Annotated in this window: 16 protein-coding genes and 1 pseudogene; 14 read left to right on the top strand and 3 right to left on the bottom strand. The window is 44.6% G+C overall.

The genetic code is table 11. The features are described 5' to 3' along the window. Nucleotides 1–14: 14 nt before the first annotated feature. Nucleotides 15–227, bottom strand: coding sequence for a 4Fe-4S binding protein (locus RBH76_13960; GenBank protein ID WMJ83817.1), 213 nt, complete (start codon nt 225–227; stop codon nt 15–17). Nucleotides 228–249: 22 nt separating this feature from the next. After that, complete coding sequence (locus RBH76_13955; GenBank protein WMJ83816.1) at nt 250–684, bottom strand: hypothetical protein; 435 nt, start codon at nt 682–684, stop codon at nt 250–252. Nucleotides 685–1,189: 505 nt separating this feature from the next. On the opposite strand from RBH76_13955, the gene RBH76_13950 reads away from it, so the two are divergent. The 6 genes and pseudogenes from RBH76_13950 (at nt 1,190) to RBH76_13925 (ending at nt 7,214) form a co-directional block, all read left to right on the top strand. Further along, nucleotides 1,190–1,885, top strand: coding sequence for a FadR/GntR family transcriptional regulator (locus RBH76_13950; protein WMJ83815.1), 696 nt, complete (start codon nt 1,190–1,192; stop codon nt 1,883–1,885). Nucleotides 1,886–2,855: 970 nt separating this feature from the next. Then, nucleotides 2,856–4,709 (top strand): BCCT family transporter, encoded by a 1,854-nt coding sequence (locus RBH76_13945; GenBank protein WMJ83814.1) that lies wholly within the window; start codon nt 2,856–2,858, stop codon nt 4,707–4,709. Between the two features lie 438 nt (nt 4,710–5,147). Beyond that, a pseudogene (locus tag RBH76_13940) lies at nt 5,148–5,249 on the top strand (acetyltransferase). A 78-nt stretch (nt 5,250–5,327) separates the two neighbouring features. Beyond that, nucleotides 5,328–6,236, top strand: coding sequence for a YafY family protein (locus RBH76_13935; GenBank protein WMJ83813.1), 909 nt, complete (start codon nt 5,328–5,330; stop codon nt 6,234–6,236). 67 nt (nt 6,237–6,303) lie between these two features. Beyond that, nucleotides 6,304–6,567, top strand: coding sequence for a DUF3795 domain-containing protein (locus RBH76_13930; protein ID WMJ83812.1), 264 nt, complete (start codon nt 6,304–6,306; stop codon nt 6,565–6,567). 149 nt (nt 6,568–6,716) lie between these two features. Continuing rightward, nucleotides 6,717–7,214: an isochorismatase family cysteine hydrolase gene (locus RBH76_13925; GenBank protein ID WMJ83811.1), complete on the top strand. Its 498-nt coding sequence runs from the start codon at nt 6,717–6,719 to the stop codon at nt 7,212–7,214. Nucleotides 7,215–8,057: 843 nt separating this feature from the next. Here the strand turns inward: RBH76_13925 and RBH76_13920 are convergent. Continuing rightward, complete coding sequence (locus tag RBH76_13920) at nt 8,058–8,621, bottom strand: cupin domain-containing protein (protein WMJ83810.1); 564 nt, start codon at nt 8,619–8,621, stop codon at nt 8,058–8,060. Nucleotides 8,622–8,966: 345 nt separating this feature from the next. Between RBH76_13920 and RBH76_13915 the strand changes: the two genes are divergently transcribed. The 8 genes from RBH76_13915 to RBH76_13880 all read left to right on the top strand — a co-directional run bounded on the left by RBH76_13915 (nt 8,967) and on the right by RBH76_13880 (nt 17,344). Next, entirely contained in the window at nt 8,967–10,040 is a 1,074-nt protein-coding gene (locus tag RBH76_13915; GenBank protein WMJ83809.1) for a M42 family peptidase, read from the top strand. Next, nucleotides 10,028–11,056 carry a M42 family peptidase gene (locus RBH76_13910; GenBank protein WMJ83808.1) on the top strand — a complete coding sequence of 343 codons (1,029 nt, stop codon included), beginning with the start codon at nt 10,028–10,030 and terminating at the stop codon, nt 11,054–11,056. Before RBH76_13915 ends, RBH76_13910 begins: the two co-directional genes overlap by 13 nt. After that, nucleotides 11,049–12,068, top strand: coding sequence for a hypothetical protein (locus tag RBH76_13905; protein WMJ83807.1), 1,020 nt, complete (start codon nt 11,049–11,051; stop codon nt 12,066–12,068). Before RBH76_13910 ends, RBH76_13905 begins: the two co-directional genes overlap by 8 nt. A 168-nt stretch (nt 12,069–12,236) precedes the next feature. Further along, entirely contained in the window at nt 12,237–13,538 is a 1,302-nt protein-coding gene (locus RBH76_13900; protein ID WMJ83806.1) for a 2-hydroxycarboxylate transporter family protein, read from the top strand. A gap of 24 nt (nt 13,539–13,562) precedes the next feature. Further along, the gene (locus RBH76_13895) at nt 13,563–14,372 is read left to right on the top strand and encodes an alpha/beta hydrolase-fold protein (protein WMJ83805.1); all 810 of its coding nucleotides are present in this window, start codon (nt 13,563–13,565) and stop codon (nt 14,370–14,372) included. Between the two features lie 216 nt (nt 14,373–14,588). Further along, a complete protein-coding gene (locus tag RBH76_13890) occupies nt 14,589–15,224 on the top strand; it encodes an RraA family protein (protein ID WMJ83804.1) in 636 nt (211 codons plus the stop codon). Nucleotides 15,225–15,356: 132 nt separating this feature from the next. Continuing rightward, nucleotides 15,357–16,556: a pyridoxal phosphate-dependent aminotransferase gene (locus tag RBH76_13885; GenBank protein WMJ83803.1), complete on the top strand. Its 1,200-nt coding sequence runs from the start codon at nt 15,357–15,359 to the stop codon at nt 16,554–16,556. 59 nt (nt 16,557–16,615) lie between these two features. Then, complete coding sequence (locus RBH76_13880) at nt 16,616–17,344, top strand: creatininase family protein (protein ID WMJ83802.1); 729 nt, start codon at nt 16,616–16,618, stop codon at nt 17,342–17,344. Nucleotides 17,345–17,472: the final 128 nt, after the last annotated feature.

The raw sequence follows: 17,472 nt of genomic DNA, 5'->3' as shown, positions 1-17,472 counted from the left end.
GGATACAACTCCTTTTAGCCTTTTTTGATTGTTATTATGGAATCCGGACAAATTCTTGCACAGCTTGCGCATCCAATACACTGCGATTCATCGATGCATGCAACGGGGTGATAGCCCTTCGCATTGGTAATGATGTTGTCCAGCGTCAGTATGTGCTTGGGACACACTGATACACAGAGCGCGCAGCCTTTGCAGAGGTCTTGATGAAAGGTGAGTTCAATTGCCATATCATAGCTCCTTTTCTATGGGTTACTCCCATGGTTTTTTCATATACAACTTAATGGGAAAAACCGGATGAACACTTTTGATAGCCTGTTCAGCCAACTCTTCAGGTACCACATGGCACAAAATAGGTATATTTGTAAAAACGGAAATTTCCGTAATTAATTTAGCTCCTAAAATAATATCGCAAAATTCGGTTTGCTTGCACAGATGGGTGTTGTTGACCAGCCCACTAATCTGTAAACCCGATGAATACTCGATATCGCGTATGTATGCAATTGCCTTTTCTGGAGTGTCGGTAGCCGGACGGTTCGCATTTATTACACATAAAACATGTGCACCGCAAGATACGAGCCTTTGCCGATAACGCGCCAACACTCTGGCTCCCGATGCATCTCCACCGATATCAAGTACACCAAACACATCATTGCTGTCAAATAGCATGTTAATCTCAGGTGGCATGGATGGCACATCGGCATCTACGCAGGCCTTTGAGCTGCTGATAAGCTCTATACCATGGGTACTAAACAGTTCGACGCACTCGCGGGAACGAAAATATGGGTCTACAATATCTAGGTCTGCAATTGCGGTAGTACAGTTTCGCTTTGCTAGTTCGACTGCTAAATTGATAGAAAACTCTGTTTTACCACTTCCAAAATGACCGACGACTACGGTAAGTCGCTTAAAATCAAACCAACCTAAGGTTCTTTCTGATATATTGATTCATCCCCTTTCTTAACTTGACCAACATCATATATACTTGTTCTACATCATACTACAACTCGCATTTTACAAAGTCAATATTATTTAACATATAATTGAAAAATTTGGAACAAATTACAACAATCTGCGTTTTTACCTGTATATAAATTGAACAAGACCAAGCTTGATTTTTTTTAAAAAAGGTTTTATGATATATAAAAGTTGTGCTATGCTCAGCACCACAGGCGAAAAGGAGATTCCCTCGATGATAAAGAAAACCCTTTCAAAACAGGCATCCGAAAATATTTATGACCTTATTACCAAGGTGGGCGAATACAAACCTGGAGATCAACTTCCCGGGGAAAATATCCTGTCTGAAAAATTAGGTGTGAGCCGAAACACACTACGAGAAGCCATCCGCATTTTGGCGTCACAAGGTGTACTTGAGGTGTATCGAGGCAAAGGCACCTTTGTCTCAACGGATATGGCGGCCTTCAGCAATTATGGTCTGGGGTCTATCGAGTACATCCGGATACGATTGAAAGATCTCTACGAAGCTCGTCTTATCTTTGAGCCTGATATGTCCGCAATAGCCTGCAGACGCGCCAGCGACGAGGAGCTAAAACATATACTTAAGACAGGGAAAAAGGTCGAGGATTTTATCCGTCAAGGAAAGGACCGAACAATAATAGACCAGCACTTCCACAACGCCATTGTGGAAGCCTCTCACAATGAATTTATGCAGCGGTTGGTGCCTATCATCAATCGAACCGTAGAGGAATCGATTTTGTTAGGCTACTCGACCCAGACCCTTGCCGAGAATACCCTTCGGGATCATGCCCTTCTGATGGAATTCTTAGAGAAAAGGGATGCCATCGGCGCAAAGCAGGCGATGTCTATCCATCTGCATCATGCCATTACCACCCTAGGTCTAAATCAAGGAGAGAATCCTATTTTTTAAGTCAGCTGTCACAAATGGAGCCGCAAGCCGAGACTATACATCCTTTGGGTTTCCTGTAGCAGGATTGAATCTTTTTAAAGAAATCAAAATCTCCCTTGGTGTAGTTTTATTTCCCTACATCAGAGGGCATTTTGCCTATCACCAGTTTTATTGAATCGCCTCAAAATACGGAACTGGCCAGCCAGGAAAATCCAGCAGTTAAATTTTGCAGGAATATGGAATATCCTCATCAACGTTCTATAAATGGGTCAAGAACACACGGTAGTGCAGATTTCCGAGAACGAAAGCATGACTATGGCTGAAATTAAAGCGATGTAAAAACGATTGCCACTGTCCCCTCACCCCCACTTCTGACGGCAGGGCAAATGTTGCCCCCTGTATGTCCTTGCCGAACAAGGCTATGAGCAATACGGGCGGCATTTTAACAAAACTATCAGTAATTTGCCCTACATACCAACCCATATCAGCATTTAAAAGCTGGTTGAGGAGGCCAATAAGCGCGCTTCAGCAGTATCAGAACGATCCCTCAGTATCTCGGGGATTGCTTTTCTTTTGTGCTAAAGCGGCAAAAGCGAAAGCGTGTTGAATTTTGAAATTCAACACGCTTTTTACAGCAGAGAAGTATATAATAAAAATATTTCGGATTATTAATCTATTTAATAGCGTTTTATTTGAACACTGGTTTGGGTCCGAAAAATTCGTCAATAGAAACTTTATCGCGATATGATAAGCTGATAAAAATATTTGCAGAGCTGCCCTTAGAAATGCTCACAACATCTGCAGCCTACGGCAAGACGCAAGATTGTATATCAGGGACAGCGTTGGTTCGCTAGAATTGAGCCAGTGAAAACTTGAAGAATATCCCCCAAATATGATAGAATAATTAATTAGTCGCTTTTATAAGCCCAGGATTGATGGATATATTATATATAACATCCTCTTCGGTTTAATTAATACAGGGGGGCCTTTGATGGAGAATAACAGTAAAAAAGTAGAACAGAAAAATTGTGAAGAAAATGAAAGAAAGCGCAAAATTATTGAGAAGAAGCAGCTTGAGCAAAAGCTGAATAAGGTGGAAAAAGAGGCGCGCCAGCACGCGATTAAGAACCGAAAACCGTTTAAGGGGTTGCAAATTAGCCCGACGGTATCATGGTTTGACGAGTCAGATCAGCAGGAACCGGGTGCGAATAATTGGAAGGGGTACGGGTTTGATATCCACCCTCAAGTTACACTGATTTCAGCGGTCATTCTCTTCGTATTTATCGGGTTGACACTATCCTTCCCTACACGAGCTGAGGTTTTTTTCGATTCGATTATGAGTGGCATCACAAAAAATGCTGGGTGGTTTCTCATTTTGGCAAGCAATATTTTTGTCGTTGCAGGTCTGTGTTTTGCGTTTGGCCGCTATGGCAATCTTAAAATTGGCGGCGCTGAAGCAGATCCGGAGTTTGGTAAATTTGCGTGGTACGCCATGCTGCTTAGTGCCGGTATGGGCATCGGGCTGATGTTCTGGAGTGTAGCTGAGCCAATTTCGCATTTATATAATCCATCTCCAATGTTTGGCGTCATGAATCCAAATTCACCCGAGGCCGCGCAGTCAGCGATGGCCAGCACATTTTTTCATTGGGGAATTCACCCATGGGCCATTTATGCATTGGTCGGCTTGGCATTGGCATTTTTTGCATTTAACCGTGGGCTCCCTCTAACTATGCGCTCGGTGTTTTACCCGCTTCTTGGGAATAAAATTTACGGCGTATGTGGGAATATCATTGATGTTCTTTCTGTCCTTGCGACACTGACGGGCCTTGCAACTTCTTTAGGCCTGGGGGTTTCACAGGTCAATGCTGGATTAAACCACCTGTTTGGTCTTTCAATTACTGTGCCGATACAAATTGGTTTAATTTTTGTGATTACCGCACTTGCGACCACCTCGGTTGTTTTAGGGCTTGACGGGGGCGTTAAGCGACTCAGCGAGTTGAATATGGTATTGGCCGGGGTATTCCTGATCTTTATCATGATTGCGGGGCCGACTGTTTATATTTTGAGTGGTTTTACCCAAAATATCGGGTATTATATTGCAAACTTCATCGAAATGAGCTCGTGGACAGAGACCTTTCGCGAAACCAATTGGCAGGGTGGATGGACAATTTTCTACTGGGCTTGGTGGATTTCGTGGTCTCCTTTTGTGGGCATGTTCATCGCCAGAATATCCAAGGGGCGAACAGTGCGTGAATTCATTCTAGGTGTTATGCTCATTCCGTCGCTACTATCCTTTATTTGGATGTCGGTTTTTGGTGGGACGGCCATTTTTCAAGAAATGAGCGGTGCAGCCGATATTCTGTCCGCTGTCAATATCGATGAGTCCCTTGCCATGTTTGCAATGCTTGATGCTTTGCCTTTGCACGATATTTTATCGGTCGTAGGTGTGATTTTGGTAACCGTTTTTTTCGTTACTTCGTCCGATTCCGGTTCATTGGTAGTTGATCATCTCACATCGGGTGGCAAATTGAATTCTCCTGTCCCCCAACGAATCTTTTGGGCTGTGCTGGAAGGTGTTGTTGCGGCGACTCTATTGATAGGCGGCGGCCTGACTGCTCTGCAAACCGGTTCAGTCATTACAGGCCTTCCGTTTGCGGTCGTTCTTCTTATTACGGTATACACGCTCAATGCCGGGCTTAAGCAGGAATACGAGGTTGAAAAGGCAGTTCAATCAACCGTCCAAGCAGTGCGGCAGGATCATGTGATTACGAAGGTTGTTAGCACCGTTGTACATGACGAGGCATTGGTGGAAACTGGAGAGTTTGGTGAGGCTTCGAAAAAATGACACTTTTAGACACGCGCTATATAGGGGCCCTTGTAGGGTATTACGCGATTTTGTTAAGTGCCGAATTGCATTAAATAGACATTCAATTAAATAAACCATGATAATCTAATTGTTTCGCCTTATGTATAATGCGATAGGGTGGTAGTTCAAATCCTGTATTGCCACCCATTTCATATCTTTTAGATTGTTAGGTTTTAGCATAACGCAAATTACGTATAAGCTCAGATCCTAGTTTGATGGAATCAAAACGGTTTTATTATTATATTCTATGTAGCGCTATGTCCAGCGGGCTTGAGCTATTGAGAAAAATATACAGCAAATGCGTCTTGAATAAACCGAATTTCAAGACGCATTTTTTTGTTTTCCCGGTATCAAAATGCTTGTTCCCATACGTATACTTCAAATTACACGCCTATTAGCTATTTGCAAATAACTTTTCATATTGGCGATGGCGCGATTATTGAAACACAGACAGTCGCGACAAAGGATGTTCCTGCGTATACGGTTGTCGGAGGTGTCCCCGCAAGAGAAATCAGAAGATGCAGGTGAGCATTTATACTTTCAAACACGACACGCTGTTGTCGTGTTTTTGTGTTATACTGATATTGGTGATGAAAGATGAAACTCGACCGACTACTTGGTATACTTACCATACTTCTTCAAAAAGACCGCGTGACCGCGCCTGAGTTGGCTGAAAAGTTCGAGGTCAGCCGCCGTACAATCGGGCGCGATATTGACGCAATGTGCAGGGCGGGAATCCCCGTAGTCGCCCATCAAGGAAGCGGCGGCGGTATTTCGATCGCCGAAGGGTTCAAGCTGGACAAGAGCGTCTTAACGGCAGATGAATTGTCCGGTATTATCGCCGCGTTGAAAGGGATTGGCAGCGTGTCGGAGCAGTCGAATATCGAGCGCGTCTTAGATAAACTCCGCGCCAATACTGACGCGATTGTTTCAATGCGCGAGCCTGTCATTATCGACCTCGCTTCACATGACAGAGGGCAACTTACCGATAAAATCGAACTGATAAAACGCGCTGTGCTTTACGGTCAGATCATTGAGTTTGACTATTTCTACGAAAAAGGCGAATCCCATCGCCATATTGAACCATACTTCGTTATTTTTCAATGGACGGCGTGGTATGTTTTCGGGTTTTGTTTGGAGCGATCAGATTTTCGGCTGTTCAAACTCCAACGCCTGTGGAATCTGCGTTTATGTGACGAGAGGTTTGTACCACGCGAAATCCCGACGGAGAAGCGTGACTTTAAAGCGTGGTTTGAGGAAGATAAAGAAAATAAACTGGTCGCGCTGTTTGATACATCAGAAAAGTATCGGCTTATTGAAACCTACGGACTCCATTGCTACGAAGAAACAGCCGAGGGATTGCGTTTTGAAATCAAGTTTACGAAACGCGATTATATTCTCGTCTGGCTGCTCGGCTTTGGCGGCAAGGTGAAAGTGTTAGAGCCGGAATATATCGTGGAAAATCTGAAAACCGCCGCTGAAAATATTTTATCAAGGTACAAATAAACAAGACGCCCTGTTGTCGTGTTTGCCGTGCTAAAATAACATAAAAAAGAAAATCGAGGGCATAACAATGGTTGAATCAAGGTGTGGCATTTTGTGTAGAGCGTGCGAATACAGGGACAAGATGAATTGCGGGAGCTGTGTACATATTGACAAACCGTTTTGGGGCGATTCCTGCCCTGTAAAAAGTTGCTGCGAAGGTAAAGGCCTGGAGCATTGCGGTAAATGCAGTGACTTTCCCTGCGATTTGCTCAACCAATTCGCCTATGACAAAGAACAGGGTGATGATGGAAAGCGCATCGAGCAATGCAGGGAGTGGGGTGTGAACGCATAATGAAGAAACTGGTTCTATTGGAACGCTTCGCCGATTATGAATCCCCTTTGAGGGAGCCGCATTGCAATTGACAGGCGGTTTTACTCTCGTCATCGAAAGATGATATTTACGAAAAAAGCTTTTCCTATCAATCCATCAGGAGGAAACCTATGCAGAAAAAAGCTTTAATAATAATAGATATTCAAAACGATATAACAAAGAATTACAAGGAAATAATTGATAATATAAACAAATCCATAGATTGGGCAGCAAAAAAAGACATTCATGTTGTTTACATAAGGCATGAAAATTTATCAGACGGCACGAGGACTTTTAAACCCAATACACTTGGGTCTGAATTAGCTTCGGATTTGAAAATAGTGTCAAAAAATGTTTTCACAAAATATAGAGGAAATGCATTAAGCAGTGAGGAGTTCGCAGACTTTATTCATAAAAACGAAATATGTGATTTCTACATAGCAGGAGCAGATGCTGTCGCTTGTGTTAAATCAACCTGTTACAACTTACGTAAAGCAAATTATAGAGTTAATGTATTATCAGATTGCATTACCAGTTATGATAAAAAGAAAATTGGCGAAATGCTGCATTATTACGAAAGCAAAGGCGCTAAGATAATTAGCTTGAATGACCTGTTAGGTTCTATATAAAAGCTTTAAAAAAGTAAACCCGGATGTGTTGAGTATTGCATAATAAGCATTATTTACTATGCCCTTTTGCCGAGGGCGATGCAGGGCAATGGATTTCAGAAATCTATGCCCTGCCTTTTTTGCTACTACATACCCAAAGTCGTCCAGAGTATCCTTGCAAAAGGACAGTAAATAGTTTTTGGATAAACTTAAAGGAGGGGGATGTCAATAAATTTGTTTTTCCCTACCAGAGAAAAGAGTTGGGCACATCAAGAAGAATTGCGAATAGCTGAAAATGAATTTGACTTCATTCTGAAATCATCCTGAATAATCCCAGTTTCCCATTATGTTTATTATGCCAGACATTATGTACTGGGTTGGGAGATACCGAAATATCCCCCAGAATCGTTCAGCAATACCACCTATCAATTTGCTCCGCGTCCTCTAAATCCTTGTCTAATGGTGATGCGAAAACTAATTGCACACATAAATCTTGAGACTACCCAATCAAATTGAAAAGCAGCAGAGCAAACTTTACCTTAATATGCAGATGATCAAAAGGCCAAAGAATGAGGGAATTCTCCTCACTCTTCGGCCTTTTTGTCGGAAAGTAAATATTATGCATATTTTCATACGTAACAAATAATAACTGTTTCCATTTTAACATTCCTCACCCGCAGGCGAATCGCAAGGTTATTCAGCTCAAAGCTGTGCTGTCTGCCCGCCTCGCATATTCTTAAACAGATATGTGGTGATCTTAATGTGGATGGTTTTCTAAAACTGGTCAATGTGTTTGCTGTAATGTTCTGTTGCGATTTCTTTCTGTTATGCGCCAGGCCATCTTACGATCGAAGTCCATACCGATTATAAATTTTGCAAACTCCAAATTGGTGGTGTCATAATGGATACTGCACGCATTTTCACTTCCCCATCATTTGAAAAGCGGTGGGGCGTATTTTTTTGCAGTACGGTTGTATCCCCTTCGCGTAGCACGATAGTCTCACTGCTTAAATGAACAGTTAGCTCTCCTTCCAACACCAATACAATCTCCTCGTTATTATGAACAATGAGTGATTCAAAATCTTCTTCTCCAGGATCCAGGGTATAACCCAGAACCAGTGAGCCGGGGACATAGTCCTTTGATGGCAGTGGGGTTAACACTGTGTATTCCATCGCTGAAATTGGTTTTTTTAAAACTAATTGTTCTTCCCGGCGCAAAGTCAGTGCCGAGCTCTTTTCAAAGTCCATAAAAATATAGGGAGGGACATCTAGTGAAGCAGCAATTTTTCTGATACTAGATAACGATGGTTCAACCTGATCCCGCTCCAATTGAGACAGATAACCGACAGACAAATCGGTGAGATCGGCCAGTTCTTTTAAGGTAAGCTGGCGCTCCTTTCGAAGATTCCTTATCTGTTTTCCAAGCATAAAAGCCTCCAAATTATTGTCATACTAAAACTAACAAATATCAGTATACACCATTTGGGGCTAAAATGCACGTTCATATTAATGTTGCTAGAGCCATTTGCGTTTGTATGTAAAAAATTTTGATACACAAATATTTTTATTAATACTAAAAAAATAAAGGTAAATTATATTGACACAATAATAATGGGGTGTTAAAATGACCATAAAGCAACTAAAAATGTCTGTTTTATAGTTTTTTTATCTTTAAAAAATCTTTATCTAGGTCGTTTCGCGACTAAATTCTCTGATTTTTCGATTTTAATCAAAAAATTATAGTATATAAATAATTTGAGAGGAGTTAACTGCTTGGACGTTACAAAAACAATCATTGAGCTGTCAAACCAGTTTGGTGTATCGGGTTGTGAGCAGAATATCGCGCGCATAGCCGCTGGGCTAATCGCCCCGATGGTCGACGAGGTGATTATAGATCGTTTCGGCAATCTTGTAGCTAAACGCTTTTCAAACGAGTACAACGCACCAACGCTCTTATTGGATGCACATCTCGACCAAATTGGTGCCATGGTAACCGAAATTACTGCAGAAGGTTTTTTGCGATTTACTCCCATTGGAGGTATTGACCAACGGGTGATGCTAGGGCAAACACTATTAGTTCGCACCCGATGCCGCGGGCTGATAAAAGGCATTGTTGCTACTATACCGCCACATTTGCTTATTCACATGGACGCTACTACAGCTACCCCCACTTCTGAAATGTTGGTTGATCTGGGTCGTAAGGCCGATGAGGTCAAGAACATCGTACATCCTGGTGATTACATAACTTTTGCTGATGAGTCCTTTGAAATGGCTGATGGCTTGATATGTGGAAAGGCTATGGATGACCGCGCCTGCTTTGTTAGTATTCTGTATGCGCTGGAACTTATAAAAGATTCACCCATTCCTTGTAATCTTATTATAACGGGTACGACAAAAGAAGAAATTGGCTTTGTCGGTGCCAGCGTTTGCAGTTACCGCTATCCGGCCGACCTGGCCGTCTCGGTTGATGTTTGCCATGCGGAAACTGAAGATTCATTACCTAAAGATGATGTTTTTCCGCTAAAAGGCGGCCCGGTGATTTTTACCGGTGCGAACAGTTTGCCCGCCGCAGCTGCGCTGCTCAGGCAGATTGCGCAGAAAAACGACATTCCAACACGGTTGGCAGCCGTTGCGGCAGAAAGCTACATAAACGCATGGACAATGCAGGTAGCCGGAACCGGCACCGCCACAGTGGGTATCAATCTTCCATTAAAGTACATGCACACACCGGTGGAAATTGTCAGCCTGCAAGATATTATGGCTATCTCTCGGCTGTTGGCTTGCCTAATCACTGAGGCGACCCCACAGAATCTCTGCTTTGGAGGTGATGTGACATGGAAAAATTAATTTTATCGCTTTGTGAATTAGACGGTGTTGCGGGGCACGAGCAGGATGTTAGCCACTTTATCGCCCAGCGTATAGCTCACCTTGCCGAAACGGTGGAAACAGACGCCATGGGCAATTTGATTGCACTGGTCAAAGGCAGACAACGCCGAAAACGTCCTGTCGTAGTATGTGCTCATACCGACGAAGTGGGCTATTTGGTGAAGAAAATCACCGACACCGGTCTGCTAAAACTGGTGAGCGTTGGTGCTGTTGATCCCCGTATCGCTGTCGGTATGCGCATGCGTGTTGGCAAAAACAGAATTAAAGGGGTTGTCGCCCTTAAGGCTTACCATCTTACCACACCGGCAGAACGCAGAAGAGCGCCCCTTGAGCATGAGTTGAGCCTCGATATAGGCGCTTGCAGCAGAGAACAAGCCGAAACAAAAGTCTCCGTAGGAGATCCAGTGGTGTTCGATTACACGCCACAACTCTTTGGCGATCGTTGTATCAAGGCTAAGGCGCTAGATGACCGGGCGGGTTGTGCCATTTTGATGAAGCTAATGGAAAACAAGCTGGAATATGACACGTGGTTTGCCTTCACCTCAGGTGAGGAAATCTGGCTGCGCGGAGCACTGCCGTTAACCCGTCGGCTGAACCCGGGTGCATGTTTAGTCATTGAGGGCACCTCGGCCGTAGATTTTACAGGCATTCCAAAACATATGCAGGGTGTCAGGCTGCGTGGCGGTGCGGCGGTCTCGGTATTGGATCGTGCAACCATTTATAACCGCGCTTTCCGTGAAGAAATATTACAAAAAGCAACACAGTTAGGTATCAACTGGCAATACCGTACTATGGATATTGGTGGTACAGACGCAGGCGTGCTTCACTGTGAGGCTTCCGGCGCGTTAGCCCTGGGTGTTTCTTTTCCGACGCGTAACATGCATACCGCTGGTCTGATAAGCTATCTGCCGGATATACTTGACGTTTACAGGCTATCAGAACTGTTTATACAAGAAACGGGTGTGTGTGATGTATAATTTGACAACTTTACAAAATGAATTACTCCAAGGGGTCGGACCCTCGGGCTTCGAGGATAATCTGCGTGCCACGCTGGTCCGGTTGCTGCAGCCCTATGCAGACGAAATCAGCATAGATACACTGGGGAATCTGATCTGTCGCCGCAAAGGAAGCGGCCCTAAAATCGTTATCGATGCTCAGATGGATACTATTGGATTTGTGGTCAGTGGCGTGGACGGCAGTGGTAAAATCTCTTTTGTCCCGTTAGGGAATCACAATATCGATTTGCTTTCAGGTGAGAAGGTGCAACTGGAAGGCGGTACTTGCGCTGAGATCCAACTGCGCACCAGTGAAAAAACACCTGCCCCAGAAAAGCAGAGCTGCCATGATATGTTCCTCTGCCCTGATGTTTGTAATGATTGCGTCCAACAGGTGCTTCCCAATGTAGGTACCCCAGCGGTGTTCAAGCAGCGCGTTGTGACACAGGAGGACGGCCTGGTGCAAGCGCCTCATTTATCGGGCGTTTGCGGTGCCATGACAGCGATATTGACTATGCAGCAGCTTGATTTCTGCCCAAACGACCTTTACTTTGTGTTTTCTGTGCAATCAGAGGTGGGATTTCGCGGTATCAGAAGCGCTGTTTACAATCTGGAACCCTATGCCTACATCCGTCTTGCGGCAGCGCAAGCAATTGATGCAACCTTGCGACCCTCTATGGGTCCTGCAATTGCTTATAAGAATGAATACGCAGTCTGGAATGCTGAAATCATAGATGCACTTTGGCAAGGAGCTGAAAAAGCCGATATTACTTGTCAGTATAAAGTTAATGAGACCGGGGCAGTGCTGCCCAACGAGGTTTGTGTCCAGCTTTCCCGCGGTGGGGTAGCTGCCGGAGAGCTGGCCATCCCCGTTTTAGGCTATCATACTGCACAGGAGTGCTATTGCCCACAAGATGTCGTGCACGCTGCTAAAGTGCTTTGTGCCACGCTGGAATCAGGTTTTAATGCCATTTTAGACGTCAAAATAAAATAGCGCATATCCGCTAGATGTTTTTAAGAATTGTGATAAGGCTCTATCATTCAATGCCGTTGAAAGGAAAGGGGGAATTTAACACTGGCGGCGAAAATAAAAGCATCAGGTGGGCAATTATAAATAGATCGGCTTAAACAATATGCTATGCAGTTAGAAAGGAACAGGAAAATGATCACTGTAGAAAACAAACAATCCAAGCTGTTTATGGATCATGTTATGGGTATGCCGCCGCTATGGTTTGGCATCTGTGCAATCATTGTACTTAGTTCGGCCTGGATGGGTCTGCTGCCAAAGGATATGATTGGCGGTTTTGCCGTCTGCATGGTCCTTGGACACATTATGTATTTCCTCGGCGTAAATATCCCGTTTATTAGAAAATCCGTCGGTGGTATGTTCATGGTGGCATTAGGCCTCGGCATCCTTAAATTTTTAGGCGTATGGCCTCAGAATCTTCTGGATACTGCAAGCGGTTTTATCGGCGGCAGTACCAACTTTATTACCTTTTACATTTGCGGCCTCATCTGCGGCAGCATTTTGGGTATGAATCGTAAATTGCTGATTTCGGCAGGGCTACGTTACTTTGTACCGCTTGTCGGCGGCATCTTTTTTGCATATGCTTTTGGCGCCATTGCCGGCGAAATTGTCGGCATTGGTTGGAAAGATACGCTGCTTTATATCGCAGGCCCCATCATGGGCGGCGGTACAGGTGGCGGTGCCATTCCCCTGTCTGAAATTTATTCTGAGGCCATGGTCTTGGACAAGGACATCGTGTTTTCGCGCATCTATCCTTCGGTTACGGTCGGCGGTATCACTTCGCTGTTTTTAGCTGCCATTATCAACGCTGTGGGCAAAAAGTTTACTGCTCTTTCGGGCGAAGGCGTTTTGATGAAAGGTTACGATCTTAAAGACACAGAGGCCGCATATGATTATAAGTTCTCCTTGCAAGATTTGGGTATTGGTCTTCTGGTTGCCTGTTCGTTGTTCATTCTGGGCAAGGTCGCCGGCAGCTTTGTTCCCTCGGTACACTATTATGCTTTCGTTATCGGTATCACCGCTATCGCTAAAATTTCCGGCGTAATTCCTCAAAAGCTGGAATATGCCGCTATTCAGTGGTACAAATTTCTTTCCTCTGTATTCACCATCACCATGATGGCAGGCGTTGGCCTAACCATGGTTAACATTGGCGAACTGATTTCTATTCTTACGCCTGGCTTCTTCGCCGTTTGCCTGTTTGTTGTCATCGGCGCAGTAATTGGCGCAGGGCTTGTTGGAATGCTAGTCAAGTTTTTCTTTATAGAATCAGCCATCACGGCGGGATTGTGCATGTCTAACGTGGGCGGCGCGGGCGATGTCGCTATTCTTTCAGCTTCCGAACGTATGAATTTGATGCCCTTTGCGCAGATCTCTTCTCGTTTGGGCGGCGCGATGGTCCTGATTCTTCAGGGGATTCTGGTGCGGATACTATTGTAAAAGCCACGAAAGGATACTTATAACATGCAAATAGAAAAAATCAACACCGTTATCGGACCGCTTGAACGGGATGTGACCGTCCGAGTCATGTTACCGGACGGATACGAAACCACACAGCAAAGATATCCGGTGTTGTATATGAATGACGGGCAATATGTGTTTGACAAGGAAGATTTTCCTGAAAAGGACAGTCTGGAGTATGCCCGGTACTATCGTCGATATAGTTTTTCATTACCACAGGTCATTATTGTCGCCATTGCTTGCCCGAATAACTCTGCTGAGCGCACCGCGCAGTATTCTCCTTTTACCAAGGATTTTGACGTTCCTGCCGGAAAGACGTTTGAAAGCCGGATAGAAGGCGAGGGTATCTCTTATCTTGCATGGTTGACTGGCACGTTAAAGCCAATGATAGACCGCAGTTACCGTACCCTGTCCGACGCGGCACACACTGCCATTTGCGGCAGTAGCACTGGGGCGCTCAATAGTCTATACGCACTGTTGAAATATCCCGAATTTTTCAGCAGGGCCATTGCTATGAGTCCTGCCGCCTGTATCTGGATGGATCATCTTGAAACAGTCCTGGATGAAGCTGATTACAGCCACATAAAGTACTTTTATCTTGATGTGGGTACCGAGGAACAGGGTCGTATGACCGAGAAACAGGAGTTTCTCGATGGCGCAGCAAATATCCACAATGCTTTTCTCTCTCACGGTGTACCGGAGGATCATATACAATATAATATCTATCCCGGCGGTGTTCACCGTCTGTCGGAATGGAAACGACGTTTCCCTGACGCATTACGCTGGGTGTTCCAGGATTGCGTTGACAGATAATCTAGCTCTTTTTCTGCGGCCTGCATGGGGATTCCCCATGCAGGCCGCAGAAGAAATCTGACACAATGCTGCTTGTGGTGGCTGATACTGTTTTTTCAAATTGCTGTAATGTACCCCGATTATTTTTAGGCCTTATATCGGATACGTCGCAGAGCTTTTGATTCGATGATGCATAAGATTATCATCTGATAATGCTAAAAAATGGAGGAGGTTCCTATGGAATTTACGAAGGAATTGTATGAAAGAATGATGTGTGTTGATCCCGCGCAAATTGGTCATTACATTCAGAACGGCTATATGAGCCCTTCAATCAAACCTGTTTTTCAAAAGGCAAAGATAGCAGGGCCAGCCGTGACGGTCTGGATGGGTGGAAACGACAATGCAATGCTTTATTATGCTATAGAGCACGCTAAGCCCGGGTCCGTTATTGTGGTAGACAGAGGCGAGGAGTCGGTACATGCCTGTTGCGGCGATGTAGTCGCGCTGGTAGCGCAGCTCAACGGCATTGCCGGCATCGTTATCGATGGTATGGCGACGGACAGCATTGGTATTGAAGAACTGGAGTTCCCGGTTTTTTGCAAAGGCTTTTCGCCAATAACGACAAACCTTCTATGCCAAAATGGGCTCTATAATGTGCCGGTGCAATGCGGAGGGGCGGCGGTAACCCCGGGAGATATTATATTTGGTGATGCTGACGGCGTGATAGTCATCCCACCAGATCGGCTGGAAGATCTGCTTGTAAAAGCCGAAAAAGCCAATATAAACGAGGCTAAAATGAAAGAAGAATTCTGCGCAGGTAAACAGATGTCTGATTATTTCCCCGGTTTGCACTCGATGGTCAAACAGCTTTAGCTTATGTATGCCAATTTATGAATTTAAGTATTGTCAGTTGAAAACAAGAAAGTGGCTGGCAATATGCCCTTGAAAATCTGCAGCTAAGATGTCGGGTTTTAAGGGAAAAAATAGGAAAGGAAGTGCTTTCGTTTGAGATTTTCTAGCAAAATTCAAAGATGCAACCCCAGCCCTATCCGCAAATTCTATCCCTATCAGGTGGAACTGCAGAAACGCGGTGTAAAAATATACAATTTAAATATTGGACAGCCGGACATAAAAACCCCGGAGGCGTACTTTGACGTATGTAAAACCTTTAGTGATCCTGTTTTGGCGTATGCACCTTCCCCTGGAATACCCTCACTAATCAATGCGATTCAGACATACTATGCTGGTCTTGGCTGCCACTACAAAGAAGATGAAATCATTATCACCGCCGGAGGCTCAGAAGCGCTTTGGTTTACGCTCAATGCTATTCTTGATGACGGTGATGAAATTTTAATTCCCGAGCCATTTTATCCAAACTATAATACCTTTACGAACACGACCGGAGCGAAGGTAGTGCCAATTCCGACATCGCCGGAAAAGGGGTATCGTTATGTGGACAGGGCAAAAATCGAAAGTCTCATAACCCCGAATACCCGCGCACTTATGTTCACCAACCCAGGCAACCCTACCGGAGTTGTTTTATCTGAGAAAGAATTACGAATACTTGCAGATATTGCAAAATCGCACGATTTATTTCTTATAGCAGATGAGGTCTACCGTGAATTTGTGTATGGTGGAGAAAAAATCACATCAATTGGCCAGTTTGATGATATTGCAGATAATGCAATCATTATAGATTCCGTATCCAAGCGCTTTTCAGCCTGCGGTTCCCGCGTCGGCTGCTTAATATCCCGAAACAGGGAGCTTCAAAAAAATGTTCTAAAACTTTGTCAGGCGCGCTTATCTGTTGCAACGCTGGAACAGCTTGCCGCTGCTGCTTTATATCATGTCGGGCCCAACTACTTTTCACCAATCTGTAAGGAATATAAGAAACGCCGCGATACCGTATATGAAGGCATTCGCAAAATTCCTGGTGTGGTCTGCGTCGAGCCGCAGGGCGCTTTTTATATGATGGCAAAGCTACCCATCGACAATGCCGAGCAGTTTATGCTCTGGCTATTGACAGAATTCAGCGATAACAACGAGACTGTTATATTTGCGCCCGGCGCTGGCTTTTACGCTACTCCGGGAAAAGGCCAGAATGAGATTCGCATAGCCTACGTATTAAACTGTAGCGATCTTGCCAGAGCAATGGAGTTATTGGGGCTTGCTGTTGAACAGTACAATAAAAGAGGTGAGAATTAATAAATTAATTTTACTGACTCGGATTCTTTACATCAGTTGTAAAAAGAGGTAGATTAATTATGGAATACAAGCTTAAAAACATGTCGTGGACTGAATTTTCGGAGCGCAGCAAAACAGCCAAAACCATTATCATTCCCTCGGGTGCGTGCGAAGTTTATGGCCCCCACTTGCCGCTGGGCAGCGATATTCTCGTCGCAGAAAAAATCTCAGAACTTGTAGCCAAAGAGGTTAACGGTATTGTGGCACCCTGTGTTGAGGTTGGGCAGTCCAAAAGCCTCACTGATTTTCCGGGGACTATTGCTATTTCAGCCGCCGCACTCACTGCCGTTTACCGCGATATTATTGAAGAGTTTGTCCGGCTTGGGTTTAAGAACTTCTTTGTTATCAATACACACTTTCACAACACTCAGCCGCTTAACGAGGTTATGGAGGACATGCGCATCAAGCATGACATTCGTTATGGACAGATTGGCTGGTGGCAGTATATCCCTTCCTTTACCACCGACATATTTGAGCATACAACCCCGCATGCTCACGCCGGCGAGGCGGGAACCTCGGTTTTGATGTTTCTCGTTCCCGAACTGGTTCACATGGAAAAGGCACCCAATTCGCCCAACGAATATACCGATCAGTGGCCCACCATTACCAAGAGCGTGGTATATGGTAGCTATACCAAGACCGGAACGATTGGTGACGCTACTTTGGGCTCAGTTGAAAAAGGCCGCATAGCTGTCGAGCGCGGTGTTAAGGAAATTGCAGCCTGCATTAAAGGATATTTGGAGCAATAAACGCTTTTTTGTTGGTGTGCCATGCGGCTTAAGCAATTGAGCGGATAGTTTAAGTGCAATTTGACACGGCTCTGTTCGAAAGCAGTTGTAGGTACGCTAAATTATTTTTGCCAGTATTGAGTCGGTGA

This window comes from Oscillospiraceae bacterium MB24-C1, assembly GCA_030913685.1.
Lineage (GTDB): Bacteria > Bacillota > Clostridia > Oscillospirales > Ruminococcaceae > Yanshouia.
Note: the sequence above shows the minus strand (reverse complement) of the source record. Positions and strands in the feature narration are given on the sequence as shown.